This is a genomic window from Pseudomonas sp. B21-040 (assembly GCF_024748695.1).
Lineage (GTDB): Bacteria > Pseudomonadota > Gammaproteobacteria > Pseudomonadales > Pseudomonadaceae > Aquipseudomonas.
Genome location: NZ_CP087176.1, coordinates 3,142,647 through 3,169,259 on the forward strand (window position 1 = coordinate 3,142,647; position 26,613 = coordinate 3,169,259).

Consider the following 26,613-nt stretch of genomic DNA (forward strand, 5'->3'; position numbering starts at 1 on the left):
TTCGGAGGCGAGCATGATGGTCCAGCGTGGCCTCAAGTACCTGGAGTATCTCGGCACGCCGCCGCCAGCAGTTGGCTTGTCGCCCAAGACGCTGCTGCATCGTCGTGGCACCTTGCGCCTGTACCACTATCATGCAACCAGCGACGAGATCTACCGGGTCCCCTTGTTGTTCGTCATGGCGACGACCAGCAAGGCGGCCATCTTCGATTTGACCAAGGGCCAGAGCATGATCGAGTTTCTCCTGGTACGCGGTTACGATGTGTATGTCATGGACTGGAATGCGCCGAGCCCGGAAGAGTCCCACCTTAAGCTGGAGCACTACGTGCTCGACTTCATTCCTGATTGCATCCGGCGGGTGCAGCAGGATTGCGGCGTGGACGACGTGACGCTGGTCGGCTACTGCATGGGAGGTGTCCTTTCGACGCTTTATGCAGCCCTGCATCCCAAGAGCCCGCTGAAGAATCTGGTGTGTTTCACCACGCCCATTGACTGGACAAAAATGCCATTGGCCAAGCAACGTCACTTCAACGCCGAGCGCTTGATCGATGCAACGGGCCTGGTACCGTCGCAGACCATCGTGAAGGCCATTGAACTGCATCGTCCCGCCGGCCGTATCGCCGGTCGTGCCCGGCTCTGGGACAACATGTGGAACGACGACTACGTCCGGTGCTACCGAATGATGGCGCGATTCAGTGACGAGACCTTGCCACTTCCCGGCGAGTATTTCCGTCAGATTCATCGGGAATTGGGGCAGAGAAATGCGCTGTATGAAGGGCGCTTGCGGATTGGTGGGCAAGCGGTCGAGTTGAAGAACATCCGGGTCTCGCTGCTGCACGTCATCGCACAATATGACTCTCTGGTACCACCGGAGTGCGCACAGCCTTTGGTGGCAGGTGTGAGCTCGCGGGACAAGGAAGAGGTAATGCTGCCGGGTGGCCATGTCAGCCTCGTGGCCGGGCCGGCAGCGGTCAAGCGAATGTGGCCCAAGCTCGATCAGTGGTTGGGGGAGAGATCGGTCTGACGCGTAATTGCGTGGGCAGTTTTTGGCTTGCACTGGTTAGAGGTCACTTCATTTTCGACTCGGACGCGGTCTCTTGTAGGGGCTGGCTTGCCAGCGATGGTCGTTAACGAAAACGCGTGCTAGCTGGATAAAACCGGTGCACTTGAGTCCATCGCCGGCAAGCCGGCTCCTACAGTTTCCTTGGATTGCGTGAAGACCGTTTTTTTTGGGGGGGTAAATACCCCCCCCATCGGGTGTGGGTTCGCCGTGACGCCAAGGCTCTAGTGTCTTGAGCCGCGGAGATCAACCTTCCTGACAAAAAAGAGACCCCTGAAATGCCCGGACCTTTGGCTGGTGTGAAAGTAGTTGAAATGAATGCGATCGGCCCCGCGCCGTTTGCCGCCATGATGCTGGCAGACATGGGCGCCGAGGTCATTCGCGTTGACCGTCAGGTGTCCGGATTTCTCAATGCTGATGGCAGTCTTCTAGGGCGCGGGCGTCGCAGCATTGCGATCGACCCACGCAAGCCTGGCGCCACTGACGTGCTGTTGAAACTCATCGACGGTGCCGACGTGCTGATCGAAGGTTTCCGGCCGGGTGTCATGGAACGCCTTGGCCTGGGGCCGGAAATCTGTCTTGAGCGCAATCGCAAATTGATTTATGGGCGCATGACCGGTTGGGGCCAGAGCGGGCCGTTGGCCCACGCGGCGGGGCATGACATCAATTACATCGCGCTGTCGGGTGTGCTGAATGCCATGGGCCATGCCGACCGGCCACCGACCCCACCGCTGCACCTAGTGGGTGACATGGGCGGTGGCGCGATGTTTCTGGTGACCGGCATTCTGGCGGGGCTGTTCGAGGCGCAGAAGTCGGGCCTGGGGCAGGTGGTGGATGCCGCCATCTGCGACGGCGCCACGTTGCTTGGCAGCATGTATTACGACTGGCGCCATCAGGGCCAGTGGGACGACCAGCGCCAGAACAATATGCTCGATGGCGCGGCACCGTTTTATGGTTGCTACACCTGCGCCGACGGCAAGTTCGTGTCCATTGGCGCTATCGAACCGCAGTTCTATCAACTGCTGCTGGAGTTGTGTGGCATCGACGATCCGGACTTCGAGCAGCAATGGCACAAGCGGGATTGGCCGCTGCTGCGCCAGAAGCTGAAGACGTTGTTCCTGAGCCGTACCCGCGATGCCTGGACCCGCTTACTGGAAGGCACCGATGCCTGCTTTGCCCCCGTGCTGGATTTCAGCGAAGCCATTACCCATCCGCACAACCGCGCTCGCGGCCTGTTCATGGAAACCAACGGTGTGATGCACCCGGCGCCGGCACCGCGCATGAGCCGTACTCCCGTGGAGGCGGGCGGGGTTGTGAAAAACGGCGAGCACACCCTGCAGATCCTTGAGCAGTTGGGGCTGGACGTTGGGCAGATCGACGAACTGCGCAACGTCGGCGCTATTGTTTGAGCAGCCCCCCCTTCCATGGGGGGGGAGGTCACTCTGATCAATCTTCTACCGTGGCTAGCAGTGGGTTAGTCGAACTGTCCTTGCCCACTTTCAGCCGAATGTGAGGAGTACATCAGTGGACATCCAATTCACCCCTGCCGAACAAGCCTTCCGTGAGGAAGTCCGCCAGTTTTTGCGTGAAAAACTGCCGGCCGACATCGCCGCACGCGGTCGCCATGGCAAGCGTTTCAATAAAGAAGATCAGGTCACCTGGATGCGCCTGCTCAACGAGCGGGGATGGCTGGCAGCAAGTTGGCCCGCGGAGTTCGGAGGCACCGGTTGGGGTGCGGTGGAGAAACACATTTTCGACGAAGAGTGTGCTGCTTTTGGCGCGCCATGGGTCATGCCGTTTGGCGTGAACATGGTGGCCCCGGTGATCATCAAGTTTGGTACGCCTGAACAGCAGGCGCGTTTCTTGCCCCGCATTCTCACCACTGAAGACTGGTGGTGCCAGGGTTATTCCGAGCCCGGCGCCGGTTCTGACCTGGCCGCAGTAAAAACGCGCGCCGTACGCGAGGGCGACCACTATGTGGTCAATGGCCAGAAAACCTGGACGACCTTGGCGCACTACGCCGATTGGATCTTCTGCCTGGTCCGCACCGACCCCGAGGCGCAACAACAGCGCGGCATCAGCTTCCTATTGATCGACATGAAAACCCCCGGCATCACCGTGCGCCCGATCATCACCCTCGACGGTGAACACGAAGTCAACGAAGTGTTCTTCGACAACGTGCGCGTACCGGTCGAAAACTTGGTCGGCGAGGAGAACAAGGGCTGGACGTGCGCCAAGTACCTGCTCACCCACGAGCGCACCAGCATTGCCGGCATCGGTCAGGCTAAGCAGATGCTGGGCCGCCTCAAGCATATCGCCAGTCAGGAGCAGCGAGACGGCCAACCGTTGATCGATGATATCCAGTTGCGCATGCAAATCGTCGAGTTGGAGATTCAGCTGATGGCGATCGAAATGAGCAACCTGCGCATTGTCGCCGCAGCCCAGGACGGCGGGGTGCCGGGCACTGAAAGTTCGTTCCTGAAGATCAAGGGCAGTGAAATCCGCCAGGCCATCACCTACCTGATGAGTAAGGTGCTGGGGCCGTATGCCTTGCCCTTTCTTGAAGATGAGCTGGGTTATGCCCAACAGCCGGACCTGTACCGAGACTACAGCGCTTCACCAGCCAGTCAGTACCTCGATATGCGAAAGACTTCGGTCTATGGCGGTTCCAATGAAATCCAGAAAAACATCATCGCCAAGATGATTCTAGAGCTGTAAGGGGTATATCGAATGGACTTCAAACTTTCCGATGAGCAGCAAATGCTGCAGGACACCGCAGCCCGTCTGGTGCGTGACAATTATGCGTTCGAAGCGCGTGAAAAGTTCGCCGAGAGCGAGTTGGGCTACAGCGTTGCCTTCTGGCAGCAACTGAGCGAACTGGGGCTGACCGCGGTGCCATTTGCCGAGGCCTTCGGTGGCTTTGATGGTGGCGGCGTAGAGATCCTACTGATCATGACCGAGTTGGGGCGTGGCCTGTGCCTTGAACCCTACTTGCAATCGGTGATTTTTGCCGGTGGCTTGTTGACGCAACTTGGCAGTGACGAACAATGTAACGAATTGCTGCCCGCTGTTGCCGGTGGGCATTTGCAAATGGCTGTGGCCGTCGACGAGCCGACCAGCCATTACCAATTGCACGACGTGCGCACCACTGCCAAAGCCGTCGACGGCGGCTGGATGCTCAACGGACGTAAATCCGTGGTGGTTGCCGGGCACAGTGCGGGGTTGATCCTGGTTTCTGCGCGTACTGCCGGCAGCGATCGCGATGAAACCGGCATCAGTCTGTTTTTGCTCGATCCACGGGCACCGGGCGTCAAGCGCCGCGACTATCCGACCATGGGTGGCACCAAGGCGTGCGAGCTCTACCTGGAAGATGTTTTCGTCAGTAGCGCCAGTATGCTCGGTGAACCTGCCCAGGCCCTGGCGGCGCTGCGCTACCAGCAAGGCCGCGCCATTGCGGCACAATGTGCCGAAGCGGTGGGGAGCATGGAAGCGGTGTGCGACCTGACCCTGGAATACCTCAAGACCCGCCAGCAGTTCGGCCAGGCGATCGGCCGTTTCCAGGCGCTGCAACACCGAATGGTGGACATGCGCATCGAACTGGATCAGGCCACCTCCATGGCCATTCTCGCCGCTTGCGCAGCCGATGCGCCGGACAGCGATGAGCGCAGCCGCACATTGGCCGCGGCCAAGGTGCTGATCGTGCGTGCCGGGCGATTTATCGCTGAGCAAGGCATTCAGCTGCACGGCGGCATCGGGCTAACCTGGGAATATGTGCTATCGCATCACGCCAAGCACCTGCTGATGCTTAGCCATCAGTTCGGCAATGACGACCACCACCTCATGACCTATAGCCGGCTGCTGCAGGTCTAGTAAGCAACAACCGCGATGTTCGTATTGATTTTCCCCATTGGGCCTTCGGGCCCTTTTATCAGGAAAACCATTCGTTACGGGCGATCGGTGCACCACACAAGGGGAAGACGTTGAGCCGTAGCATTTCCACGTTGACGGGCCTAGGACGCAGGCTCGATGGCGGCATCGTGTTCGGGCATACGCCGCGCGTGCAATGGGCCGACTGGATGAAGCCCGACCACAACAACACGGTAGAGCTGGGTGCGCGCGTGCTCTTGGTACAAGAGCCAGGCAAAAACGTCCTGGTCATGGCGGGTGCCGATAGTTTGCTGGTGCCCCCACCACGCACCTGTCGTTGTCAGCCGCGAATGCCGGGTTTGTTGGAATGTCTGGCGCAGCGAGGTCTGAGCGAAAACGACATAGACGCGGTGGTCATGACCCATGTACAAGCGCGTCTGTGCCGCGAAATCAGCGAGCTGATCAAGGACGGCGAGATGCCTCGTCTGTTGTTCCCGCGAGCGCGCTATGTGTGTGGTGAAAGCCATTGGCATCGCGCACGTCACCCGCACCCGCGGGATCGGGAGTTGTTCGTGTCACCCCTGGTGCATGGTCTTGAGAGCAGTGGGCGATTGATCCTGGTGAATGCCAACCGATGTGAATGGCTCGGCAAGGGCTGGAGTTTTCACACGAGTGATGGTTTTACCCCGGGCCAGTTGTTGCCAGAAATCCAGTTGCCAGGCGGGCCGGTGGTTTTTTGCGGCGACCTGATTCCGGGGACGCATTGGCTGGATCTTAAAGTGACCAGCGGCCTGGATCGCAGCGCTGAACGTGTGATCGACGAGAAGGAGCATCTGCTCGATCACCTGGTCGCCGACGGCGGGCGCCTGTTCTTTGCCCGCGACCCGGAGGTGGCGATGGTCAAGGTCATGCGCGACCGCAGATCACGCTACATACCGTTTGATCACTACAGCACGTTGAACCGTTTCGACGGATGAATCGTCCGGTTAGGGTGATCCATGAGGTTCAGCAGTCCCCGCTTGTCAGCGGGGGGGGGTATGTCAAACGTCTTATTGCTCAGCGCGGTGCCGCAACACGGTGAGGGCCTCGTAGCGGGACGAAACACCCAGCTTGGTGTAGATATTCTTGAAGTTCCACTTGATGGTTTCCTGACTGAGGTTCAGGGTTTGGGCGATGCGCTTGTTGGGCATCGACTGTTCAAGCAGGGCAATGATTTCCAACTCCCGTTTGGTAAACAACGAAGACTCGCCGATCGCCGAATTCTTCAGTGCGCGGGCCGATGTTGCGCCCGTACTCGCGCAGTTCAATGGCACGGAGGCCAATCGACTGCGGTAGCTGTCCAGCACCGGATCGTCCTGCAAGTCCAGATCAACCAGCAGGGCCAGCAGCGAGGCACCTTCATCCAGCAGCGTACGGACCAGGCCGAAGCGATAACTTTCTCCGACGACTTCACGCAATAACGCGCTGGATTCCGCCAGGTGGCCCTGGTCATTCAGCGCAATGGCACGCAGCAAGCGCGACTGGATTCTGCGTTTGCCTCGGCTGTAGCGCGTGGCGAACTGATCCATGATCTCCAGGGCGGCGATGGCGCGATCCGGTTCTTGCCTCGCCAGGCAAATACGCGCGCGTGACAGCGCCGCCAGTGCGGCGATTTCATGCGCGACTGGCGTATCGCTTGAGTGGCGATGGGTCAGTGCGTCGAGGCCCGCTCTTTGGGTTTCGCACTGCCGCCAATCGCCATTAGCCAGAAGAATGCGTACCTGTTCAGCCATGTTATGGGCGAGTGCGCGATCGAAGCCTCGAGCGCGCAATTCCCTTTCCATTTTGGTCAGGTAAGTCAGCGCACTGGCAGGCGATTCCCGCAGGCAGTTGAGGCGTGCGACGCAGAGCATCGCAGTGATGGTCACCAAGGGTGGGGCAAATCGCAGAAGATCGAGCCGATTGCTCAAGACGTCGCGCGCATCGTCGATGCGGTCCATTTCGTAATGGGCTTCGGCGACCGCGACCGCGCAGGTGCATGCGCTGACCGAGCGGCGGCCGTGGATGTTCTCCGCCTGGAGCAGGACATCAATGAGTTGCCGAGAGGCTTGGAGCACCCCCCCGCAAAGCAAAACGCCATGGGCGATGGTGGCGATAATCATCAGTGCCAGCTCGTCATGGCTGGTGCGAAGCGCTGCGCATTCAGGACCGTTAAGAAACTCCCAGGCCTGTTGCGGCTGCCCGAGGTAGACCAGGCAGTTAATGTACAGGCAAACGCGCATGCGCTCATTGAACGGGTGCGCAAAGGCGCGATCTTGCAAGCCCTGAACAAGCTCGTTGCAGCGTGCGAGGTCGTCCTGTTGCAGCGCGATCGCCGCCCTGACCAGATCGATGTGCGAACCCCAGGTGTCACGGGCCTGTGGGCTTTTTTCGAGGACTTCGATCCAGTTTTCCGCCTTGCTGGTGAGCATCGTCAGCACGCAGCCCCAGGCGCCTTGCAAGAGTACTTTGGGATGCTGCGTCAGCTGTTCCAGCGGAACACAATCGAGCCAGCGCATGAACTGGCCCAGATGACTGAAGCTATGGTACGACGGCTGTTTTCGTTCCAGCAGCCTTACCAGCTCCTCGAGGTTTTCACTGAGCACGGCATGGCGCGTCGCTTCGTTCACCAGCCCCGCCTGTTCGAACCACTGCGCGGCGCGCAGGTGCAGTGGGGGCAAGTCGGTGTTCGATGCGATCAAGCGTTGTTGCAGGAATTCTGCGAAGAGGGGATGCAACCGATACCACTGCTGTTCGCTCTCCATGTCCACCGGCAGGATAAACAGGTTGTGGGCCTCGATGCTGGCTATCAGCTCGGCCGCTGTCGGCGTCTGGCTGACATGCGCAGCGACCCGCGCATTGAAGCGTCGTAGTATCGATATCTGCTCCAGAAACCTGATGATCTCGGTCGGCAAACCGTCCACCACGTCTTCGGTCAGATAGTCCCTCAGATCGGTATTGCCCGGCAGCAGTTGATGGATCTTCGCGTTTTTTCGGGGATTGGTCTTCAGTGAGATGGACATCAATTGGAGGCCGATCGGCCAGCCGTCGGTGCTGTCGTGAATGGAGTGCGCCAGCTCCATGTCAATGGCCTCGTCCAGATAGGTCTTGAGGAAGGCCAGGGACTCGCTGAAATTGAAACCCAGGTCGGTCGCGTTGATTTCACAGAGCTCGGCCATCGCACGTAGCCTGCCGAGTTTCAGAGGGGTGCTTTGGCGCGAGGCGAGCACGATGTGAAGCTGGGCCGGGGCGCCATCCACCAGTATCTGAACCAGTCGTGAAATGCGTTGATCGGCGGCGAAATGGAAGTCATCAATCATTAAATACAGTGAAGTGCTGACCCGCGCCAAGGTGTTGATCATTACCGAAGCCAAGGCCAGCAAGCCGTCCAGCGACTCTCGCTCAATCAGCAGCAACAAGTCATTCTCAAGGGGCACGCCAGCGTGCTGGAGGGTGCAAATGAGGTTGGCACAGAAAGACTCAAGCGCGCCATCCTCCTGGCCCAGCGACAACCAGACAACGCTGTTGCCGTCCTTGATCAGGCTTTGACGCCATTGCGCCATCAGTGTGGTCTTGCCAAAGCCCGCGCTGCCATTGATCAGGGTCAGGCGGCAATCGCGGGCAGCTTGCAGGCGCACCAGCAATATTTCCCGTAACACCGCGTGGCTACTGATGCGTGGCGGCGAAAAGCGGGTGGTGATCGGCGGGGAAGTCGGAGGCATGGTTAATCCAGTCTGCTGCGGATCTGAGGAGTTACCGGGGGGACGATCCCGCGTAAAGGGGAAGGCGCCTTCCTTGGGTCATCAATCATGCGTTAGCGCATTCATCCGAATGACCCCTTCCGATCTGTCAGAGCGATGGTGTTGTTTTGGTTTGCAGGATTCTAGGCTGATTACGGCCTGTTTATGCAATGATAAATTTACTCATCGCTCAGGCGCGGATGCAGGAAAGGGTGGGGGGGCCACCCCTAAACCCCCCGTAGGGAGCGGGTACAGCCGGTAGAAGCTTGGCAAGGATGACACTTCGGTTTGTTCTGGCTATCGGGCAGCACAAGCGCGTAGCCGAAACGGGCTTAATTTCTTGGGGAGAACGTGATGTCACAGAAACCGTATGTAGCCGGGGTTGGGATGATCCCGTTCCTGAAGCCTGGTGCCAGTGGGTCTTATATCGAGATGGGCGCGCACGCGACTCGCCAGGCGTTGCAAGACGCCGGCCTGGATTACGACCTGGTTCAGCAGGCCTATGTCGGTTACGTCTATGGCGACTCCACCTGCGGCCAGTCGGCGCTCTACGAAGTGGGCATGAGCGGCGTTCCTGTGGTCAACGTCAACAACAACTGCTCTACCGGTTCTACGGCCCTGTACCTGGCCCGTCAGGCCGTTGAAAGCGGGGCGGTCGAATGCGCCTTGGCGCTGGGTTTCGAGCAGATGCAACCCGGTGCCCTGGGGGCGGTGTTTACCGATCGGCCGGCCTGCATGGGCAAGCACCTGGATGTGTCGGATCAACTGACTGCCGACGCCGGTGCCATCGGGGTGCCGATGACGCTGCGTCAGTTCGGCGGCGCCGGGCGGGAGCACATGCAACGCTACGGCACGGAACTCAGTACCTTCGCCGCGATCCGCGCCAAGGCCAGCCGGCATGCGGCCAATAACCCACTGGCCCTGTTCCGCAAAATCGTCACCACCGAGGACGTGATGAACGATCTGGTGCTCTGGCCTGGCGTGATGACGCGCCTGATGGCGTGTCCGCCGACGTGTGGGGCGGCTGCCGCGATCATTTGCAGCGAAGCGTTCGCCAAGAAGCATGGCCTGCGCACCGATGTGGTGATTTTGGCACAGTCGATGACCACAGACCGTGGGGTTTCCTTCGAGCCGGCGTCGATGATTCAGACGGTCGGTTTCGACATGACTCAGCGTGCCGCTCGCGAGGTGTACGAGAAGGCGGGCGTCGGTCCGCAGGATATCCTAGTCGCCGAGATGCATGACTGCTTTGCCCAAAATGAACTGCTGACCTATGAATCCCTGGGGCTGTGCCCGGTCGGTGGCGCTGAGAAGTTCGTCCTCGACGGCGACAACACTTACGGCGGTCGTGTGGTGACCAACCCGTCCGGCGGCCTGCTCTCCAAGGGCCACCCGCTGGGTGCCACGGGCTTGGCTCAGTGCTACGAGCTGACCCATCAGTTGCGAGGCACCGCCGACAAACGTCAGGTCGAAGGCGTGAATCTCGCCCTGCAGCACAACCTCGGTCTGGGCGGCGCCTGCGTCGTCACGTTGTACGGCCGGGCCTGACGCCGCTCGCGTGCGTCTCGTTGGGCGCACGCATTCACGCGGCTGGGCATAGCGATTCAACCGGTTGTCCCCGCTGTATTAAACTGCCGGCCTGTACTTGAAGAAGATTGTTTCTGGAATTCAGTTGATGCCCATTCCGCCCTCAGGCCCCAAGCTCCACCTGTCAGCCGACCGGGCTCTGCAACTCATCCCGGATACGAAGGTCATTCCGCCTCGCGGCGCCCGTCAACTGATGCCCCGCGCATCGCTGATGAGCCGCTTGATGGAGGCGCGCCGACAACGCTGCGTAGCCATTCAGGGGCCGGCCGGGAGTGGCAAGACCAGCACCATGCTGGCCTGGCGACGAGAACTGATCGCGATCGATTTCGACGTGGCCTGGTTGTCGCTGACGGGCGAGGACAACGAGCCCGCACGGCTGGCCAATTGCTTGTTGGCCAGTGTTGCCGAAGTCGATGCCACACTTGCTCGGGAGGCCGCACTGCTGCTCGCAGAGGGTGGCGGCGAGCTGGCGCTCGAGCACTGGATCATCGTCTTGCTCCAGGCCATCGCGGAGCACGGCACCGACTTGGTGGTGATGATCGATGACGTGCATCACCTGAATGACCCCGACATCTTCAAGGTGCTGGGCTGGCTGCTCGACTATGCACCGCCGAACCTGCATCTGGTGCTCGGCACGCGCAGCGTTTTACCCGCCACACTTCCGCTTGCCCGCCTGCGCACGCAAGGTCATCTGACCGAGTATGACTTGCGGGACTTGCGTTTTAACGTCGAAGAGTCAGAGCGCTACCTGCGCCAGTTTGGCGAAATAAGTACCCACGATGCCGAGGTCTTGCACGACTTGACCGATGGCTGGGTGGCTGGGTTGCAACTGTTTGCGATTGACTTGAAATCCAAGCAGGGCAGCAGTTTCAGTCGCATGCAGGTTCGTGGTGCGGGTGCTTTTGCGCAGTATTTTGAGCAGGAGGTGCTGGTCCATTTGCCACTCGCCGACCGGCAATTGCTGACTCACTCTTCAATCTGTAATCGCTTCACGGCACCGTTGTGTGCCCGGCTCGTCGGCAAGCCGCATGCGATTGCCGGGATGATGAGCCAGTTGACCCGACTGGACAGCGATAACCTGTTTATCACTCAGATTAAAAGCCACGACCGGGAAACCTGGTACCGCCTCCATCCGCTATTGCGCGAGGTACTGCGTGAACATCTGAGCCGTGAGCCCGAAGAAGAGCAGAAAAAACTGCATGCGGTCGCTCGGGACTGGCTCTTTGAACAAGGTCATATCGACGAGGCGGTTCGTCATGCGGTCATGGCCGGCGATTTCCAGATTGCCGCCGAGATTGTCGAAGCGTGTGCGCACGAATTGATGGCGCGTGGCTCCCTGAGCCAGCTGCCCAACCTGCTGCGCAAGTTGCCTATGGAACAAATGCGTGAGCGCTACAGCCTGCAATTGGTGATGGCCCAATTGCAGCTCCATGCGCATAACTTCGCAGAAGGACAGGCGATACTCGATCACCTGGAGGCGCATCAGGATCGGCTCAATACCCAGCAACGCCAGGGCCTGCTGGTCACCCGTGGCACGCTGGCCATGCAGCGCGACCTGACCGAGGCGGCCTGGTCCCTTGCTCCGGAACTGGAAGCGATTCCTGACGATGCCGACGATTTGATCCTGACCGGGCGCGCCTCCATTCTCGCATGGCTGTCTCTGTTCAGCGGCGATCACGAGCGAGTGCGAGCGATCATCCAGCAAAGCGACCGCCCGAACACATCGCCGCGCAGGACCCTGATCGGCCGTTGTATCTATGGCGTGAGCCTGGTGCACGAAGGACGTATCAGTGAGGCGGAAAATATCTTTCGCAACACCCTGGAAGAGGTCAAACCGCACGGCAGCAGTGCGGCGGTCGCTGGTCATGCGGCCGCGGCTTTCTTGGCCAGCCTGTTGTACGAACAGAACAACCTGGCCGAGGTCTGCCAATTGCTGGAACCGCGCCTCGACGTGCTGGAGCGGATCTCCCTGCCCAATATCGTGCTTCACAGTCTGCTGGCGCTGAGCCGGGCTTACTGGCTCAAGGGCGAGCAAACCCAGGCGCTGGTCTATCTGGGCCGTCTCAAAGAGTATGCGCAACGCTACGACCTGGAGCGTCTGCTGGCCACGGCACTGTACGTGCGGATGCGTTGGCACCTCGAAAAATACCAGACCTCACAGGCCGAAGTGCTGTTGGCGCAACTCCAGGGGCTGGCCGACAAACAGGCCGGTATCCTGCGCGGCACCCCATTGATGATCCAGTTGTTGGCCATGCGGGCCACAGTCGAGTTGAGTTTCTATCAGCGAGAATTCAGCCAGGCGATTCAGCACATCGCACCGCTGATCGAACTGTGCGAAATGGCAACACATTGGCAACTAGCGACCATTGTGCGACTGCAACTCTGTATGGCCGAGAAAGGCCAGGGAAACGATGGGCAGGCCCATCAGCACCTGATCGAGGTCCTGCGTCAGGGGCACCGGTTGGGCCTGGTTCGCAGCCTGCTCGATGTGGCGCCGCCGTTGCCGAGCATGCTGAACGACCTGCTGCAAGCCAAGGCGCTCGACCCGGTGCTCGCCTTCTATGCACAACGGCTGATTGCGGCCGCTACGCAGGCAGAGAACGCCGAGCGTAAGGTGGTTTTGCCAATGGCATCGCTGAGTGAGCGAGAGACCGAGGTCGTGCAGTTGATGGCACAAGCGATGACCAACAAGAAGATTGCCCGCACCCTTGGCGTGTCGCCGGAAACGGTGAAATGGCACGTCAAGAATCTGTTCGCCAAGCTGGGTGTGGCTGGTCGGATAGAAGCGATTGCTAAATGGCGTGATCAGAATATCGACTAGTCCCGCCAGGACGGTTAGCGTCGACAGGTCTCAGGTTTGGTTTCCGATGGCAATGGCAATAAAACATAGGCCGGCAGCAATGCCGGCCTTTTTTATTCCAGGTCAGGTCAATTGCGATTTGCCAGCCCTTGCGCTTGCGTTTTGCTGCGCCGTAACGCGGGCACTTCACATGCTTCCTATTTTTCATTCCCCCCCTTTTTCCCCCCCTCCAACGGGGGTGGCTGCCTGCGCATGACGCAATAGCCTGAGGTCTACGTTAAGGCCCTTTAGTGCACCCAGGGAGCGATCCTTGCGTGTCACGGATTCGATGAACAACTTTTCGTAAACCACAGAGAAGGTGAGCAAGTTAGATGAATAAAAATAATAAGATCTGTCATGCCAGCATCCATCGAGGTCTTCTTGCTTCGGCAATTCTGACGGGGCTGGGGATAGCCCCCGTACAGGCTTTCGAGATCGATACGGGCAGCCAGGATGTTTCGGTCCGTTTTGACAACACGGTCAAGCTTAACTACGCGCAGCGCGTGCAAAGTGCCGATTCCAAGCTGGCCAACGCCTGGAACAACAACGACGGTGATCGCAACTTCTCGTCCGGCAGTCCTGTTGCCCAGCGCGTGGACGTACTCTCCGAACTGGATGTGGCCTTCAAGAAAACGGCAGGGTTCAGGGTCAGTGCCAACAGCTGGTACGACCACGCCTATGACGATGTCGGCAGCTTCAATCCATCGACCAACCAGCTCAACGATGGCAAGCCGGACTCCCGTCACTTGAGCGGTTATGCCGAGCGTTACAACAACGGTCCTTCTTCCGAAATTCTCGATGCCTTCTTATTTGGCAATACGGAAGTCGGTGATGAGTCGCTGCTCAGTGGCCGACTGGGTAAAACCACTCAGTACTGGGGTGAAAGCGTCTTGTCCTTCACTCACGGTGTCAGCTATGGCCAGTCCGGGCTTGATATCAGCAAGGCACTGGCCGTGCCTGGTACCGAAGCGAAAGAACTGTTCATCCCGCGTACCCAGTTGTCCACCAACTTTACGATCAATCCGCAGTGGTCGATCGGGGCGCAGTATTTTCTGGACTGGAACGCCGCGCGTATCCCCGAGTCCGGTACGTATCTGGGCTTTAACGATGGCATCCAGAGTGGCGGGCACAACCTGTCGATCATCGGGGCAGCCAATCCGCTGTTCGGTGAGGCAGGGCCGCTAGGCGCCAATCAGTTCCTGCGACTCCAGAACGGTCATACCTATACACCGGACAAGACGGGCGATTTCGGGCTGATGGCCAAGTGGAGTCCTGCGTGGTTGGACGGTACCTTGGGTTTCTACTACCGCAAAACGTCCGACATCCTGCCGAACGTGGTGTTGCACCCGACCGCTGTCGGTCCCGCGCAGCTGATCTCGGGTGTGGTGGGCAGCTACAACCAGTTTTATGCCGATGACATTGATATCTACGGTATCAGCCTGTCGAAAAACATCGAGGGGGTCAGCGTCGGGCTGGATGTGAACTACCGCCACAACATGCCGCTGTCCAGTGTTGCCGCGACCGTCAGCCAGGCTGCGGCCGCTGCGGGTACACCCGGCTTCATCTCCAGCTTTAATGGCGAAAACGCCGTCGCACGCGGTAATACCGTGCATGCCGTGCTCAACGGCTTGGCAACCTTCGGCAACACGCCAGTGTGGGACAGCTCTTCGTTGCTGGTCGAACTTGCCTACAGCCGCTGGCTGTCCGTCACGGATAACGAGCAATTGTTCAAAGGCGAGGACTGGTACCACGGTATCGACAAGGTCTCCAAGGATAACTACGTCCTGGGCATGAACTTCAACCCGACCTGGTACCAGGTATTCCCCGGCATCAACATGTATATGCCGGTCTCTTATACCGTCGGTCTCAGCGGTGATTCTTCGGTACAGATGGGCGGCAACACGGGCACCGGCAGCTACTCGGTTGGCGTCGGCATGGACGTGCACGATGAGTACCGTTTCGACTTGAAGTATGTGGCCAATTTTGGCGATTTCGATATGTGTAAATCCCCCGGCAGCGTAGGCAGGCCAGGCGACGGTGCAACGCCGGGCGTCAACGGGAGTTACAGCTGTGTCGTCGGTCAACCCACCACGTTTGCGGGCTCAAGTGCCCAGATCAGTGACCGCGGCATGGTCACGGCGACGTTCAAAACCACATTCTGATCGCAGTGTTGCCTGATAACAGGAGATAACCCATGAAGTTTGCTAAAAATCTACTGACGGCTACGTTGGCGCTGGTCATCGCCGGTGCTGCCCATGCAGCGGTAACCCCAGACCAGGCCGCCAAGCTCGGCACTAGCCTGACGGCGGTTGGCGCCGATAAATCCGCTAGCGCCGATGGCAACATCCCGGCGTACACCGGTGGCCTCACCTCTATTCCTGCGGGATTCAAGGCTGGTGATACGTTCCGCCCCGACCCGTTCGAAAGCGAAAAACCACGCGTGGTGGTCAGCGGCAAAAATGCCGCCGAGTACGCGGACAAGCTGACCGCGACGACCCAGGAACTGCTCAAGCGTTATCCAAGCTTTCGGGTAGACGTTTACCCGACTCACCGCACGGTGGCCTTGCCACAGAAGGTGCTGGAGAACACGGCTGCAAACGCGTTGGCGGCGAAGACCGGCGACGACGGCCTGGCGCTGGAAAATGCCCTGCCGGGCGTGCCGTTCCCTATTCCCGGCACTGGCAATGAAGCGATGTGGAACCACCTCTTGCGGTATCAAGGGGCGGCCATGACCAACAAATATGATACGTGGGTCAATGATGCGACCGGTTCCTCCTCGCTGGCCTCTTCGGGTGTCGCCGGCATCGAATGTCCGGTCTACGATCCCAAGCGCCCGGCGGGCCCGGTGGCTCCGGATGAGACTTACTACAAACTCAAACTGACCTATACGGGGCCGGCGCGACGTGTCGGTGAAGCCATCCTGGTGCTCGATGCGGTCAACTCGCTGAAACAGCCACGCCGGGCCTGGCAGTACCTGCCGGGGCAACGTCGCGTCAAGTTGGCGCCGGATCTGGCCTATGACACGCCGAACCCGGGCACCTCGGGTGTCATGACTTACGACGACACCTTCCTGTTCAACGGCGCGATGGACCGGTTCGACTTCAAGCTGGTCGGTAAGAAAGAAATGCTCGTGCCGTACAACACCTACAAGCTGAACTACCACAAGAACCCTGCTGACATCGTCACGGCCAAGCACCTGAACCCTGATTTAGTGCGCTGGGAACAGCATCGTGTGTGGGTAGTCGAGGCGACGTTGAAGCCGGGCAAACGCCATATCTACAGCAAGCGCACCTTCTACATCGACGAAGACAGCTGGACCATTTTGGCGTCCGACGAATATGACACGCGCGGCCAACTGTACCGTGGTGGCTTTGCTCATCTGACCTACAGCTATGACGCGCAGGCGCCGGACACCCTTAACCACATGATCTATGACTTCGCGGCAGGCACTTACAGCGTGACGGGCTTATACGGTGCTTACGGCGGCATGAGCTACATCCAGCCGCAGTCCAAGGCCCAATGGTCCCCTGAATCGCTGGCGGGCACAGGCGTTCGCTAACCCGGTCTGAAGTAGGCGTACACCTCCGGGACTGTTCGTTGAGTCCCGGTGGTTTTTGAGTCGAGATGAAAATGACAATGATCAAGTGGGTTCTGCTCGCTTCGCTGACGGCAGCGTTGGCGGTGCCATTCCCCCGAACTTCGTCTGCCGGTGAATTTGTCGATGTGCTGGACACTGACGCCATGCCGAGTGCGCTCGCCAGCCACGGCATGCTCACAGGTATTACGCAGGCCGGTTCGCGTTTGTTCGCTGTGGGGCAGCGCGGCCACATTCTCTATTCCGACGACAACGGCCAGGGCTGGCAGCAGGCATACGTGCCCGTCAGTTCGCACCTGGTTGCGGTGCATTTTCCGACTGCGCAACAGGGTTGGGCCGTCGGGCATGACGGTGTGGTCCTGCACAGCAGTGACGCGGGCCAGACCTGGACCCGCCAACTCGACGGCCGGCAAGTCGGCCCGAACCTGCTCGCTTACTACCAGGAGCAACTCGCCGACCAACCCGACAATCCGGACCTGCAAGCGCGGGTTGCTGACGCTCAGCGGATGATAGAAGAGGGTGCCGACAAGCCTTTTCTGGATGTCTGGTTCGAGAGCGAACGGGTGGGGTATATCGTCGGTGCCTTCAACCTGATTTTGCGCACCGATGACGGCGGCATTCACTGGACGCCGTGGCTGGACCGTACCGATAACCCGACGGCGCTGAACCTCTACGCGATACGCCCGATCGGTGATGACCTGTTCATCGCCGGTGAACAAGGCCTGGTGCTGAAACTGGACCGTGCCCGGGGGCGCTTCGTTTCTACCCCGACGCCGTACAACGGCAGCTTCTTCGGCATCACCGGTAAACCCGGTATTGTGCTGGTATTCGGCTTGCGCGGCAATGTCTACCGCAGCACCGACAGCGGGGGTAGTTGGATCAAAGTCGACCTGGGCTTACCCCTGAGTGTCACCGCCAGCAGCGTCACGGCCGATGGCCGGATTGTACTGGTCACTCAAGCTGGTCACGTGCTGGTTAGCAGCGACGACGGCGCCAGCTTTCACCTCCAACCGAACACCGCGCTGGCACCGGTCGCCGCCGCACACGTTGCCAGCGGCGGTTCATTAGTGCTCGCGGGCACCCGTGGCCTGCGCCTGATACCCCTCGAATAGTCCGGTAGAACAAAGAGAACTCCATGATGGGTCACTACGAACTCGACACAATGCCGGTCATCCGTGAGCTGAAGGGCTTCGATGCGCGCTCCGGTAACGCCCTTGAGCGGCTGATTTTCAACAACCGCCTGTGGGTGGTATTGGCGTGTCTGCTGGTGACGGTTGCGCTCAGTTACTTTGCGATCACACGGCTGACGCTCAATGCCAGCTTCGAAAAGATGATTCCGCAGAGTCAGCCGTTCATCAAAAATTATCTGGAAAACCGCCAGTCGCTACGTGGGTTGGGCAATGCGGTGCGGGTCGTGGTGGAAAGCAGCAGTGGCGATATTTTCGCCCCGGATTACCTCAATGCGCTGAAGGAAATCAATGACGAATTGTTCGTGACCCCTGGCGTCGACCGTGCCTGGATGAAGTCTCTGTGGACGCCAGCGGTGCGCTGGACCGAAGTCACCGAGGAAGGCTTCCAGGGTGGCCCGGTGATGCCCGATTCCTATGACGGCTCAACGCAAAGCGTGCAGCAGTTGCGCCAGAATATTGCACGCTCGGGGATCGTCGGCAGCCTGATCGGTAACAACTTCAAGTCGAGCATGATCTTCGTGCCGCTGCTAGAAAAAGACCCGGTCACAGGCGAAGGAATCGACTACCACCAGTTTTCGAAAAACCTGGAAGAGAAACTGCGCGACAAGTATGAGTTTGAAGGACATGTTCGCGTCAGTGGGGAAGAGGGCAAAGGCCCGATCAAGATCCGGGTGATCGGCTTCGCCAAACTGGTCGGCGACCTGTTGGATGGCCTGATGCAAGTCATGCTGTACTTCGGTGCCGCCGCCTTGATTGCCACGGCGATTATTTTTTACTTCACCCGGTGTGTGCGCAGCACCGCACTGGTGATCCTGTGTTCGGTGGTGGCGGTCGCCTGGCAGTTGGGCCTTGTAGCGCTGTTCGGTTTTGCGCTCGATCCGTTCTCGATGTTGGTGCCGTTCCTGGTGTTTGCCATTGGCGTGTCCCATGGCGCGCAGAAGATGAACGGGATCATGCAGGACGTCGGCCGCGGCACGCACCAACTCGTCGCCGCGCGGTATACCTTCCGCCGCTTGTTTCTCGCCGGTCTGACCGCGCTGCTCGCCGATGCCGTGGGTTTTGCGGTGCTGATGCTGATCGACATCCCGGTGATCCAGGACCTGGCGATCACCGCGAGCATCGGCGTCGCGGTGCTGATTTTCACAAACCTGGTGCTGCTGCCGGTGCTGCTGTCCTATTGTGGCGTCAGCACAAAGGCCGCGGTGCGCAGTTTGCGTGCAGAAAATCAGGAGCTGCGCGGTAAGGGGGTGGGCGTGGTCTGGACCTTTCTGGACCGCTTCACTGAGCGCCGCTGGGCAACGGTTGCCGTGGGCATTGCAGGTTTGCTGGCCGTCGGCGGTCTCGTCGTCAGCAGTCACCTGAAGATTGGTGACCTTGACCCCGGTGCCCCTGAACTACGCTCGGACTCACGCTACAACCGCGACAATGCCTACATCACCGCCAACTACTCGCTGTCCAGCGATCAGTTCGCGATCATGCTCAAGACCCCCTCTGAAGGTTGCTTGAAGTACGAAACGCTGGTGGAAGCCGATCGCTTGGGCTGGTTGCTGCAGCTGCAACCGGGCGTACAAACCACGGTGTCGCTGGTGAACGCGGTTCAGCAAATCACGGCCGGTTCCTACGAGGGCAATCCGAAATGGCAGACCATCGCCCGCAACCAGAATGTGCTGAACTACGGCGCCCAGCAGGCCTCGGTCAGCAGCCCTGATTTGTTCAACAACGATTGTTCGATGATGCCGATCGTGGCCTATCTGTCGGATCACAAGGCCGAGACGCTGAACCGCGTGGTGCAGGTGGCCGAAACCTTCGCCCGTGAACACAGTACCGGTGACCGTCAGTTCATGCTCGCCGCCGGCAGTGCCGGGATCGAGGCTGCGACCAATATTGTGGTGCGCGAGGCCAACCACACCATGCTGCTGTACGTTTACGGCGCGGTGATTGTTCTGTGTTTCATTACCTTCGGCAGTTGGCGCGCGGTGGTGGTGGCCGTCGTGCCGCTGATGCTGACCTCGATCTTGTGTGAAGCGTTGATGGTCTGGCTGGGCATGGGCGTGAAGGTGGCCACGTTGCCCGTCATCGCATTGGGTGTGGGGATCGGTGTGGATTACGCCCTGTACCTGCTGAGCGTGCAATTGGCGCAGCAACGTGCTGATTTGTCGTTGACCGAGGCCTACAAGAATGCAGTGGCCTTTACCGGCAAGGTGGTTGCACTGGTCGGCATTACCCTGGCCGCGGGCGTGATCACCTGGGCCTGGTCGCCGATCAAATTTCAGGCAGACATGGGGATTTTGCTGACGTTCATGTTCATCTGGAACATGGTCGGGGCACTGGTGCTGATCCCGGCGCTGTCGCACTTTCTGTTGCGCAAAGTGCGATAAGGCCAACCAACCTATACAAACCCATATTAGGAGTCCGGCTTGCTGGCGATGGCTGACGTTAAAGACGCCATCGCCGGCCAGCCGGACTCTTGCATTTCGTTCTGTGTTGCCCCGCGAGCCTTGCGTTATCCTCGATCAAAGGCAGGCGTGTGCCTGCTCGCGATAGCGGACTGACACACGGGCCGGAGCCTTCTTCTTGCAAAAAAAAGCCCGGTCATTAACCGGGCGAATGCGTTGCTTGCTTGTCTACGAGGTCCTGGCGGCCAACAAGTTAACCCTCTGTCGCCGTGGATGCCGGTTGCTGAACACCGGCGCGAACCTCAGTTAACGTTGCTCAGACGGTTTTCCCAGAACGGTTTGCGCAGTTCGTTCTTTAGCACCTTGCCAATGCTGGACATCGGCAGCGCCTCACGGAACTCGATGCTACGTGGCAACTTGTAGCCAGCAATGAGAGCACGGCAGTGTGCGATCACTTCGATTTCAGGCACGCTGGCGCCCGGCTTGAGGACGATCACCGCGTGCACCGTTTCCCCCCACTTGTCGCAAGGGATGCCAATGACCGCCGCCTGGGCAACGGACGGATGGCTGACAATGGCGTTTTCGACTTCAGCAGTAAAGATGTTCTCGCCGCCGCTGACGATCATGTCCTTCAAGCGATCGCAGATGTAAATGAAACCGTCGGCGTCCATGTAGCCGCCGTCACCGGTATGCATCCAGCCGCCGCGTAACGCTTCGGCGGTGGCCTCCGGCTTGTTCCAGTAACCGAGCATGACGTTCGGCCCGCGCACAAGAATCTCGCCGACTGTACCACGGGGTACTTCACGGTCCTCGGCATCGGCGATGCGGATTTCCACGCAACTGATCGGCAGCCCGGCCGAATACATCTTGCCGCTGCGCTGATGTTCCTCACAGTGGTATTCGGCACCCAGCATAGTGATCCCGGGCGCCATTTCGGTCATGCCATAGCCTTGGGCGAACTGGGCCGCCGGGAAGGTCTGACGGGCGCGATTGAGCAAGACGGGGGTGATGGGCGAGGCGCCGTAGGTGATTTCCCGAAGCGAGCTCAGGTCCAGTGCTGTTCGGGGGGGATTTGCCTGGTGCCAGTCGAGGAGCATTTGCAGCATGGTCGGCGCCAAGAAGGTGTCGGTGGCTTGCTCCTGGCTGATCTGCTCGAGCACCTCTTGCGTTTTGAAGGCCGGCAGCACGATATGCATACCACCGCTGAGGAACAGCACGACAATCGCGGCCAGGTCGGCCAGATGGAACATCGGCATGGCGTGCAGGTAGCGCGTATGTGTGCCATAGCCCACACGATCCTGGTTGGCGAGGGCGGAGATACCGATGTTGTTGTGACTGAGCATGACGCCTTTGGGAAAACCGGTGGTGCCGCCGGTGTAGAAAATTCCCAGCAGGGCGTCGCCGCATCGGTGTGCGTCTTCCACCGGTTCATTTTCGGCGATCAGCGTTTCGTAATTGAGCATGCCCTCGGGTGTTTCGCCGTCACCGGCGTAGATCATCAACCGAACGCTCTTTGCCTCGACAGCTACCTGGGTACCCAGCTTTTGAAAGGCGTCGTCGACGATTAACACGCAGGTCTGCGAGTCATTCAGGGAATAGACGATTTCTGCCGCGCTCCAGCGGATATTCACCGGGTTGAGCACGGCATCGGCCCATGGCACTGCCTGGTAATACTCGATGTAGCGTTGGGAATTGAGTGAGAGCATTGCCACACGCTCACCACTGGCCACGCCTAGGCGTTTGAGCGCGCCAGCGAGCCGGGCAACGCGATCAGCCAACTGAGCGAAAGTCACACTGCGGCCTTGAAAACGGATTGCCGTGGCATTGGGGCGCTGCTGTCGATGGCGTTGCAGCCCTTGAGTCATGTACATCGAAACCTCCAATCTTATTTTTGTAAGGACTCCTTGCTTTCTCGCTGTCGCCGGCCAGGCAGCCGGGCGGAACGTCGATGTCATCGAAAGTGATTGGCAAGGTGTCCTGGATGCCACTTTTTCATTGTCCGGGCATTCTTCCAGCCTTGGGCGGGAAGAGTGCCCGGGGAGACGAACGGCCGTTTAGAGGTTGCCGTAGCCCCCGCCGCACACCAATGCTTGCCCCGTCACGTAGTTGGCTTCCGGTAGGCACAGCATCACCACCGAACCGGCGGCTTCTTGCGCCGTACCCGGGCGGCCCAGAGGAATGGCAGTGCTGGCATTATCGAGGCGTTCCTGTTGGACGCCGACCTTGATTTCACGGCCTTCGATGTTGACGGTCTTGCTCTCGTTGCCGGCCAGTGGCTGGGTCAGTCGGGTTTCAATGAAACCGAAGGCCACGGCGTTGACGTTAACTTTCAAGCGGCCCCACTCCTTGGCCAGGGTCTTGGTCATGCCGATGATGCCGGCCTTGGCGGCGGAGTAGTTGGATTGACCGGCGTTGCCACCCGCGGCAACCGAGGAAATGTTGACGACCTTGCGGAACACTTCGCGGCCTTCGGCGGCATCTTTCTTGGCCTGGGCGCTCATGATTGGCTGAGCCGCACGCAGGATGCGGAACGGCGCAGTCAGGTGGCAATCGATGATGGCGTACCACTGTTCGTCGGTCATTTTCTGGATGACGTTGTCCCAGGTGTAACCCGCGTTGTTGATGATGATGTCGATGGCGCCGTAGTTCTGTACCGCGGTCTGCACGAAACGCTCAGCGAAATCGGCGGTGGTCACGCTGCCAACACAGGCAACCGCTTCGCCACCGGCATTGCGAATTTCTGCTACCACTTCTTCGGCCGGGGCCGCGTCCAGGTCATTGACCACCACTTTGGCGCCATAAGCGGCCAGTTGCAGCGCAACGCTACGACCGATCCCACGACCGGAACCCGTGACCAGGGCGACTTTACCTTCAAGCTTTTTCATTGTGTTGTTCCTGAGAGTGTGTGGGTTGAAAAATCAAGCCAGGGCGACGATGGCTTCACCGGCCAGCTTCTCGTCGCCGTACTGGTTGGTGCAGCGAAGTGCCAGGCGCACGCGCTGTTCGCCGGCCTCCTCGAACTTCTCCGTGACCTTGCCGGTGCAGGTGGGTACATGGCCGAGCAGAGTGATGCCGGTAAAGCGGACTGACAGGCTGCGCACCTGGCTCTGCGACACCCAGGCGGTCAGCAGACGACTGAGGTACGCCGCAGACAACATGCCGTGGGCGAATACATCGTCCATCCCCGACTTGCGGGCGAAGTCGAGGTCGACGTGGATCGGGTTGTGGTCACCCGAAGCGCCGCAATAGAAGGCCAGCGTGGTGCGATTGACCGGCTGCAGCTTGAGCAGCGGGATCTCGTCACCGACCTGGATATCGGAATATTGAACGGTCATGAGGACTCCTTAGCGCTGCACAAGGGAGGAGCGGATGTCGGCGATGTGCTCGCCATGCTGATTGGTCACCCGGGCCTCCATGACCACGAACTGCAGGGCGCCACCTTTTTTTTCGTAGATGTCGGAAATGAAGCCGTCGAAGGTCAGCACATCGCCTGCAAAAGCCATCTTGTGGTAGACGAAGGACTGCTCGGCGTGAAGGACCCGACCGAGGTCGAAGCCGACCAGGTTGAGCAGTTCCACCACGTCGCGGCCTTCGCTTTCCATGCACTTGAGGAACGTCGGGGGGACCGGCAAAGCGCGGTGGCCAGCAGCCTTCGCGGCAGCTTCGTCGGTGTAGATCGGGTCGGTCTCGCCGATGGCCTTGGCGAAGAAGCGCAGGCGGCCCTTTTCGACGTCAACACTGAACACTCCAGTTCTGTGCCCGATCAGATTTTTGTCTGCCATTTCATTTGGCTCCTAGTCAAAAACGCGCCTTCATCAGGCGCGCTAGCGTGGCGATCAGTTCTTGCCAAACAGCGTGACGACGCAGGCGCCACCTAGGCCCAGGTTGTGTTGCAGGGCAATCTGCACACCGTCCACCTGGCGTTTGTCGGCGGTACCGCGCAGCTGATGGGTCAGCTCATAGCATTGGGCCAGACCGGTTGCGCCCAGCGGGTGACCCTTGGAGAGCAGACCGCCGGACGGGTTGGTCACGACCTGGCCGCCGTAGGTGTTGTCGCCATCGAGGATGAAACGTTCGGCGCCACCGATCGGGCAAAAACCCAGGGCTTCATAGGTCAGCAGTTCGTTATGGGCGAAGCAGTCATGCAACTCGACCACGCGAATGTCTTCAGGGCCGATGCCGGCTTGTTCGTAGACCTGGTTGGCCGCCGCCTGGGCCATGTGAAAACCGGCGAAGCTGATCATCGACGGTGGATCGAAAGACACCACCGAGTCCGTGGTCATCGACTGGGCGAGGATCGCCACGTCGGTGCGCAGACCGTGCTTTTTCGCAAAGGCTTCGCTGCAGACGATCGCCGCGGCGCCACCGCAGGTTGGCGGGCACGCCATCAGGCGAGTCATGACGCCGGGCCAGATGACCTTGTCGTTCATCACCTCTTCGGTGGTCACCACGTTCTTGAACAGCGCCAACGGGTTGTTGGCCGCGTGGCGGCTGGCCTTGGCGCGGATCGCGGCGAAGGCTTCCATCGAGGTGCCGTAGCGTTGCATGTGCTCGCGACCGGCGCCGCCGAAACCACGCAAGGCCTGAGGGATGTCTGCGGCATCGGCGGTGAGCGTCTCGAGTACGTGCAGGAAACGCGCGCGGGGACGCGGGCGGTCATCCCAATGCGATCTCAGCGCGCCGGCCTGCATCTGCTCGAAGCCCAACGCCAGGGCGCATTCGACCTGGCCGCTGGCCACGGCGGCACGGGCCAGAAACAGTGCGGTGGAGCCGGTGGAGCAATTGTTGTTGACGTTGACCACCGGAATACCGGTGAGGCCCACTTCGTACAGCGCGGTCTGGCCGCTGGTGGAATCGCCAAATACGTAACCGGTGAAGGCCATCTGAATTTTGTCGTAGCCAATGCCGGCATCTTTCAAGGCACGGCGCAGGGCCTCGGCGCCCATCTCGGTGTAGGTCGGGCTTGCGCCGGGTTTGCTGAACGGAATCATGCCGACGCCGGCAACAATAACTTTATCGCTCATGTCATGGGTCTCGGAAAAAGAGGAGGGGGATTACAGTTTGCGAGCGATCAAATCGCGCTGGGTTTCGTTGCTGCCGCCGAAGACGCGTGATATGCGCAAGTCGACAAAGGCGCGGGCGATCGGGTACTCGAGCATGTAGCCGTAACCGCCGTGCATCTGGACCATGTCGTCCAGGTGCTTCCACAGGGTCTCGGTGGCGAAGAGTTTGGCGATGGCGGCCTCTTCCACGGTCAACTTGCGACGCATATGCTCGCTGATGTAGTAGTCGACCATGGTGCGTACCGCGACAGAGGCGGCCTTGGCGTCGGCCAGCTTGAATTGGGTGTTCTGGAAATCCCACACCGTTCCGCCGAAGGCCTTGCGGTCCTTGACGTACTCGACGGTCAGCTCCAGCAAGCGTTCCAGGTGAATAGCGGCGTAGATGGCGATGCCCAGTCGCTCCTGTGGCAGCTCCTGCATCATGTAGGCGAAGCCTTTGCCTTCTTCACCTAACAGGTTGCTGACGGGCACGCGCACATCGTCGAAAAACATCTCTGCGGTGTCGGACGCACGCTGGCCGACTTTTTCGAGCTTGCGACCACGTCGAAAACCTTCACGGCTGGTTTCAACCATGATCAGGCTGATGCCTTTGGAACCCGCCGTCAGGTCTGTTTTACAGGCCAGCAAAACCATGTCGCAGTTGAGGCCATTGCTGATAAAGGTCTTGCTGCCATTGATGACGTAGTCGTCGCCATCGCGGACCGCGGTGGTACGCGCAGCTTTCAGATCGCTGCCGCTACCTGGCTCTGTCATTCCGAGGGCGAGGATGGTTTGGCCACTGCAGATACTCGGCAGCCAGCGATGCTTTTGCTCCTCGGTACCAAAGCGCACGATATACATCGCAATGATGTCCGAGTGCAGGCCGAAACTGACGCCGGAAACGCCAGCGCGGTGCATTTCCTCGTTGATGACCGTCGAGTGGCCGAAGTCGCCACCGCCGCCACCGTATTCTTCCGGAATCATGGTGCACAACAAACCTTCTCGACCGGCCTTCAACCAGGTCTCGCGGTCGACTTTACCGGCCTCGTCCCATTGGGCTTGACGCGGAACACACTCACGCTCAAAGAAGCGGCGGGCGGTTTCGCGGAGCATTTCATGGTCTTCGCGGAAGATGGATCTTTGAATGTGCATTACGTACTCCAGTGTCTGAAAAAATCGGCAAACGGCTCAACAGGGGAAGCCATGTGCTCGCAGGGACTGGAGGAATGCTGCCGGGGCGTCTGTCGTAGCATCCCTCCCCACGGTGGGGGGGAAGATTTTG

At 59.6% G+C, this 26,613-nt stretch carries 18 protein-coding genes; 11 read left to right on the forward strand and 7 right to left on the reverse strand.

Annotation, left to right across the window (positions count from 1 at the left end; all coding sequences use genetic code 11):
* Window positions 1–13 precede the first annotated feature (13 nt).
* The 5 genes from LOY55_RS14600 (at window position 14) to LOY55_RS14620 (ending at window position 5,901) form a co-directional block, all read left to right on the forward strand.
* Window positions 14–1,021 carry an alpha/beta fold hydrolase gene (locus LOY55_RS14600; protein ID WP_258668210.1) on the forward strand — a complete coding sequence of 336 codons (1,008 nt, stop codon included), beginning with the start codon at window positions 14–16 and terminating at the stop codon, window positions 1,019–1,021.
* A 314-nt stretch (window positions 1,022–1,335) separates the two neighbouring features.
* Window positions 1,336–2,466, forward strand: coding sequence for a CaiB/BaiF CoA-transferase family protein (locus LOY55_RS14605; RefSeq protein WP_258668211.1), 1,131 nt, complete (start codon window positions 1,336–1,338; stop codon window positions 2,464–2,466).
* 115 nt (window positions 2,467–2,581) lie between these two features.
* On the forward strand, window positions 2,582–3,775 hold the full coding sequence (locus LOY55_RS14610) for an acyl-CoA dehydrogenase family protein (RefSeq protein ID WP_258668212.1): 1,194 nt from the start codon (window positions 2,582–2,584) through the stop codon (window positions 3,773–3,775).
* A 12-nt stretch (window positions 3,776–3,787) separates the two neighbouring features.
* Window positions 3,788–4,927: an acyl-CoA dehydrogenase family protein gene (locus LOY55_RS14615; RefSeq protein ID WP_258668213.1), complete on the forward strand. Its 1,140-nt coding sequence runs from the start codon at window positions 3,788–3,790 to the stop codon at window positions 4,925–4,927.
* A 110-nt stretch (window positions 4,928–5,037) separates the two neighbouring features.
* Entirely contained in the window at window positions 5,038–5,901 is an 864-nt protein-coding gene (locus tag LOY55_RS14620; protein WP_258668214.1) for an MBL fold metallo-hydrolase, read from the forward strand.
* Between the two features lie 72 nt (window positions 5,902–5,973).
* On the opposite strand, the gene LOY55_RS14625 is transcribed toward LOY55_RS14620, so the two are convergent.
* Complete coding sequence (locus LOY55_RS14625) at window positions 5,974–8,664, reverse strand: LuxR C-terminal-related transcriptional regulator (protein WP_258668215.1); 2,691 nt, start codon at window positions 8,662–8,664, stop codon at window positions 5,974–5,976.
* 372 nt (window positions 8,665–9,036) lie between these two features.
* Between LOY55_RS14625 and LOY55_RS14630 the strand changes: the two genes are divergently transcribed.
* The 6 genes from LOY55_RS14630 to LOY55_RS14655 all read left to right on the forward strand — a co-directional run bounded on the left by LOY55_RS14630 (window position 9,037) and on the right by LOY55_RS14655 (window position 20,271).
* On the forward strand, window positions 9,037–10,230 hold the full coding sequence (locus LOY55_RS14630; protein ID WP_258668216.1) for a lipid-transfer protein: 1,194 nt from the start codon (window positions 9,037–9,039) through the stop codon (window positions 10,228–10,230).
* A 127-nt stretch (window positions 10,231–10,357) separates the two neighbouring features.
* The gene (locus tag LOY55_RS14635) at window positions 10,358–13,090 is read left to right on the forward strand and encodes a LuxR C-terminal-related transcriptional regulator (RefSeq protein ID WP_258668217.1); all 2,733 of its coding nucleotides are present in this window, start codon (window positions 10,358–10,360) and stop codon (window positions 13,088–13,090) included.
* 350 nt (window positions 13,091–13,440) lie between these two features.
* Window positions 13,441–15,270: a DUF1302 domain-containing protein gene (locus LOY55_RS14640; protein WP_258668218.1), complete on the forward strand. Its 1,830-nt coding sequence runs from the start codon at window positions 13,441–13,443 to the stop codon at window positions 15,268–15,270.
* Between the two features lie 32 nt (window positions 15,271–15,302).
* A complete protein-coding gene (locus tag LOY55_RS14645; protein WP_258668220.1) occupies window positions 15,303–16,667 on the forward strand; it encodes a DUF1329 domain-containing protein in 1,365 nt (454 codons plus the stop codon).
* A 71-nt stretch (window positions 16,668–16,738) separates the two neighbouring features.
* The gene (locus tag LOY55_RS14650; RefSeq protein WP_258668221.1) at window positions 16,739–17,815 is read left to right on the forward strand and encodes a YCF48-related protein; all 1,077 of its coding nucleotides are present in this window, start codon (window positions 16,739–16,741) and stop codon (window positions 17,813–17,815) included.
* A gap of 26 nt (window positions 17,816–17,841) precedes the next feature.
* A complete protein-coding gene (locus tag LOY55_RS14655) occupies window positions 17,842–20,271 on the forward strand; it encodes an RND family transporter (RefSeq protein ID WP_258668328.1) in 2,430 nt (809 codons plus the stop codon).
* A gap of 320 nt (window positions 20,272–20,591) precedes the next feature.
* Here the strand turns inward: LOY55_RS14655 and LOY55_RS14660 are convergent, their stop codons facing one another.
* The 6 genes from LOY55_RS14660 to LOY55_RS14685 all read right to left on the reverse strand — a co-directional run bounded on the left by LOY55_RS14660 (window position 20,592) and on the right by LOY55_RS14685 (window position 26,483).
* Entirely contained in the window at window positions 20,592–22,160 is a 1,569-nt protein-coding gene (locus tag LOY55_RS14660; protein ID WP_258668222.1) for a long-chain-fatty-acid--CoA ligase, read from the reverse strand.
* Between the two features lie 183 nt (window positions 22,161–22,343).
* On the reverse strand, window positions 22,344–23,174 hold the full coding sequence (locus tag LOY55_RS14665; protein ID WP_258668223.1) for an SDR family NAD(P)-dependent oxidoreductase: 831 nt from the start codon (window positions 23,172–23,174) through the stop codon (window positions 22,344–22,346).
* Between the two features lie 33 nt (window positions 23,175–23,207).
* Window positions 23,208–23,624: a MaoC family dehydratase gene (locus LOY55_RS14670; protein WP_258668225.1), complete on the reverse strand. Its 417-nt coding sequence runs from the start codon at window positions 23,622–23,624 to the stop codon at window positions 23,208–23,210.
* 9 nt (window positions 23,625–23,633) lie between these two features.
* Window positions 23,634–24,071, reverse strand: a complete 438-nt coding sequence (locus tag LOY55_RS14675; RefSeq protein ID WP_258668226.1) for a MaoC family dehydratase N-terminal domain-containing protein — start codon at window positions 24,069–24,071, stop codon at window positions 23,634–23,636.
* 54 nt (window positions 24,072–24,125) lie between these two features.
* A complete protein-coding gene (locus LOY55_RS14680) occupies window positions 24,126–25,313 on the reverse strand; it encodes a lipid-transfer protein (RefSeq protein WP_258668227.1) in 1,188 nt (395 codons plus the stop codon).
* A 30-nt stretch (window positions 25,314–25,343) separates the two neighbouring features.
* Window positions 25,344–26,483, reverse strand: coding sequence for an acyl-CoA dehydrogenase family protein (locus LOY55_RS14685; RefSeq protein WP_258668228.1), 1,140 nt, complete (start codon window positions 26,481–26,483; stop codon window positions 25,344–25,346).
* Window positions 26,484–26,613: the final 130 nt, after the last annotated feature.

What these genes read in the sequence shown, in the direction of transcription:
- LOY55_RS14600 (WP_258668210.1), top strand. Translation starts at nt 14, where the DNA reads ATGATGGTCCAGCGTGGCCTCAAGTACCTGGAGTATCTCGGCACGCCG.
- LOY55_RS14605 (WP_258668211.1), top strand. Translation starts at nt 1,336, where the DNA reads ATGCCCGGACCTTTGGCTGGTGTGAAAGTAGTTGAAATGAATGCGATC.
- LOY55_RS14615 (WP_258668213.1), top strand. Translation starts at nt 3,788, where the DNA reads ATGGACTTCAAACTTTCCGATGAGCAGCAAATGCTGCAGGACACCGCA.
- LOY55_RS14625 (WP_258668215.1), bottom strand. Translation starts at nt 8,664, where the DNA reads ATGCCTCCGACTTCCCCGCCGATCACCACCCGCTTTTCGCCGCCACGC.
- LOY55_RS14630 (WP_258668216.1), top strand. Translation starts at nt 9,037, where the DNA reads ATGTCACAGAAACCGTATGTAGCCGGGGTTGGGATGATCCCGTTCCTG.
- LOY55_RS14635 (WP_258668217.1), top strand. Translation starts at nt 10,358, where the DNA reads ATGCCCATTCCGCCCTCAGGCCCCAAGCTCCACCTGTCAGCCGACCGG.
- LOY55_RS14640 (WP_258668218.1), top strand. Translation starts at nt 13,441, where the DNA reads ATGAATAAAAATAATAAGATCTGTCATGCCAGCATCCATCGAGGTCTT.
- LOY55_RS14645 (WP_258668220.1), top strand. Translation starts at nt 15,303, where the DNA reads ATGAAGTTTGCTAAAAATCTACTGACGGCTACGTTGGCGCTGGTCATC.
- LOY55_RS14650 (WP_258668221.1), top strand. Translation starts at nt 16,739, where the DNA reads ATGACAATGATCAAGTGGGTTCTGCTCGCTTCGCTGACGGCAGCGTTG.
- LOY55_RS14655 (WP_258668328.1), top strand. Translation starts at nt 17,842, where the DNA reads ATGGGTCACTACGAACTCGACACAATGCCGGTCATCCGTGAGCTGAAG.
- LOY55_RS14660 (WP_258668222.1), bottom strand. Translation starts at nt 22,160, where the DNA reads ATGTACATGACTCAAGGGCTGCAACGCCATCGACAGCAGCGCCCCAAT.
- LOY55_RS14665 (WP_258668223.1), bottom strand. Translation starts at nt 23,174, where the DNA reads ATGAAAAAGCTTGAAGGTAAAGTCGCCCTGGTCACGGGTTCCGGTCGT.
- LOY55_RS14670 (WP_258668225.1), bottom strand. Translation starts at nt 23,624, where the DNA reads ATGACCGTTCAATATTCCGATATCCAGGTCGGTGACGAGATCCCGCTG.
- LOY55_RS14675 (WP_258668226.1), bottom strand. Translation starts at nt 24,071, where the DNA reads ATGGCAGACAAAAATCTGATCGGGCACAGAACTGGAGTGTTCAGTGTT.
- LOY55_RS14680 (WP_258668227.1), bottom strand. Translation starts at nt 25,313, where the DNA reads ATGAGCGATAAAGTTATTGTTGCCGGCGTCGGCATGATTCCGTTCAGC.
- LOY55_RS14685 (WP_258668228.1), bottom strand. Translation starts at nt 26,483, where the DNA reads ATGCACATTCAAAGATCCATCTTCCGCGAAGACCATGAAATGCTCCGC.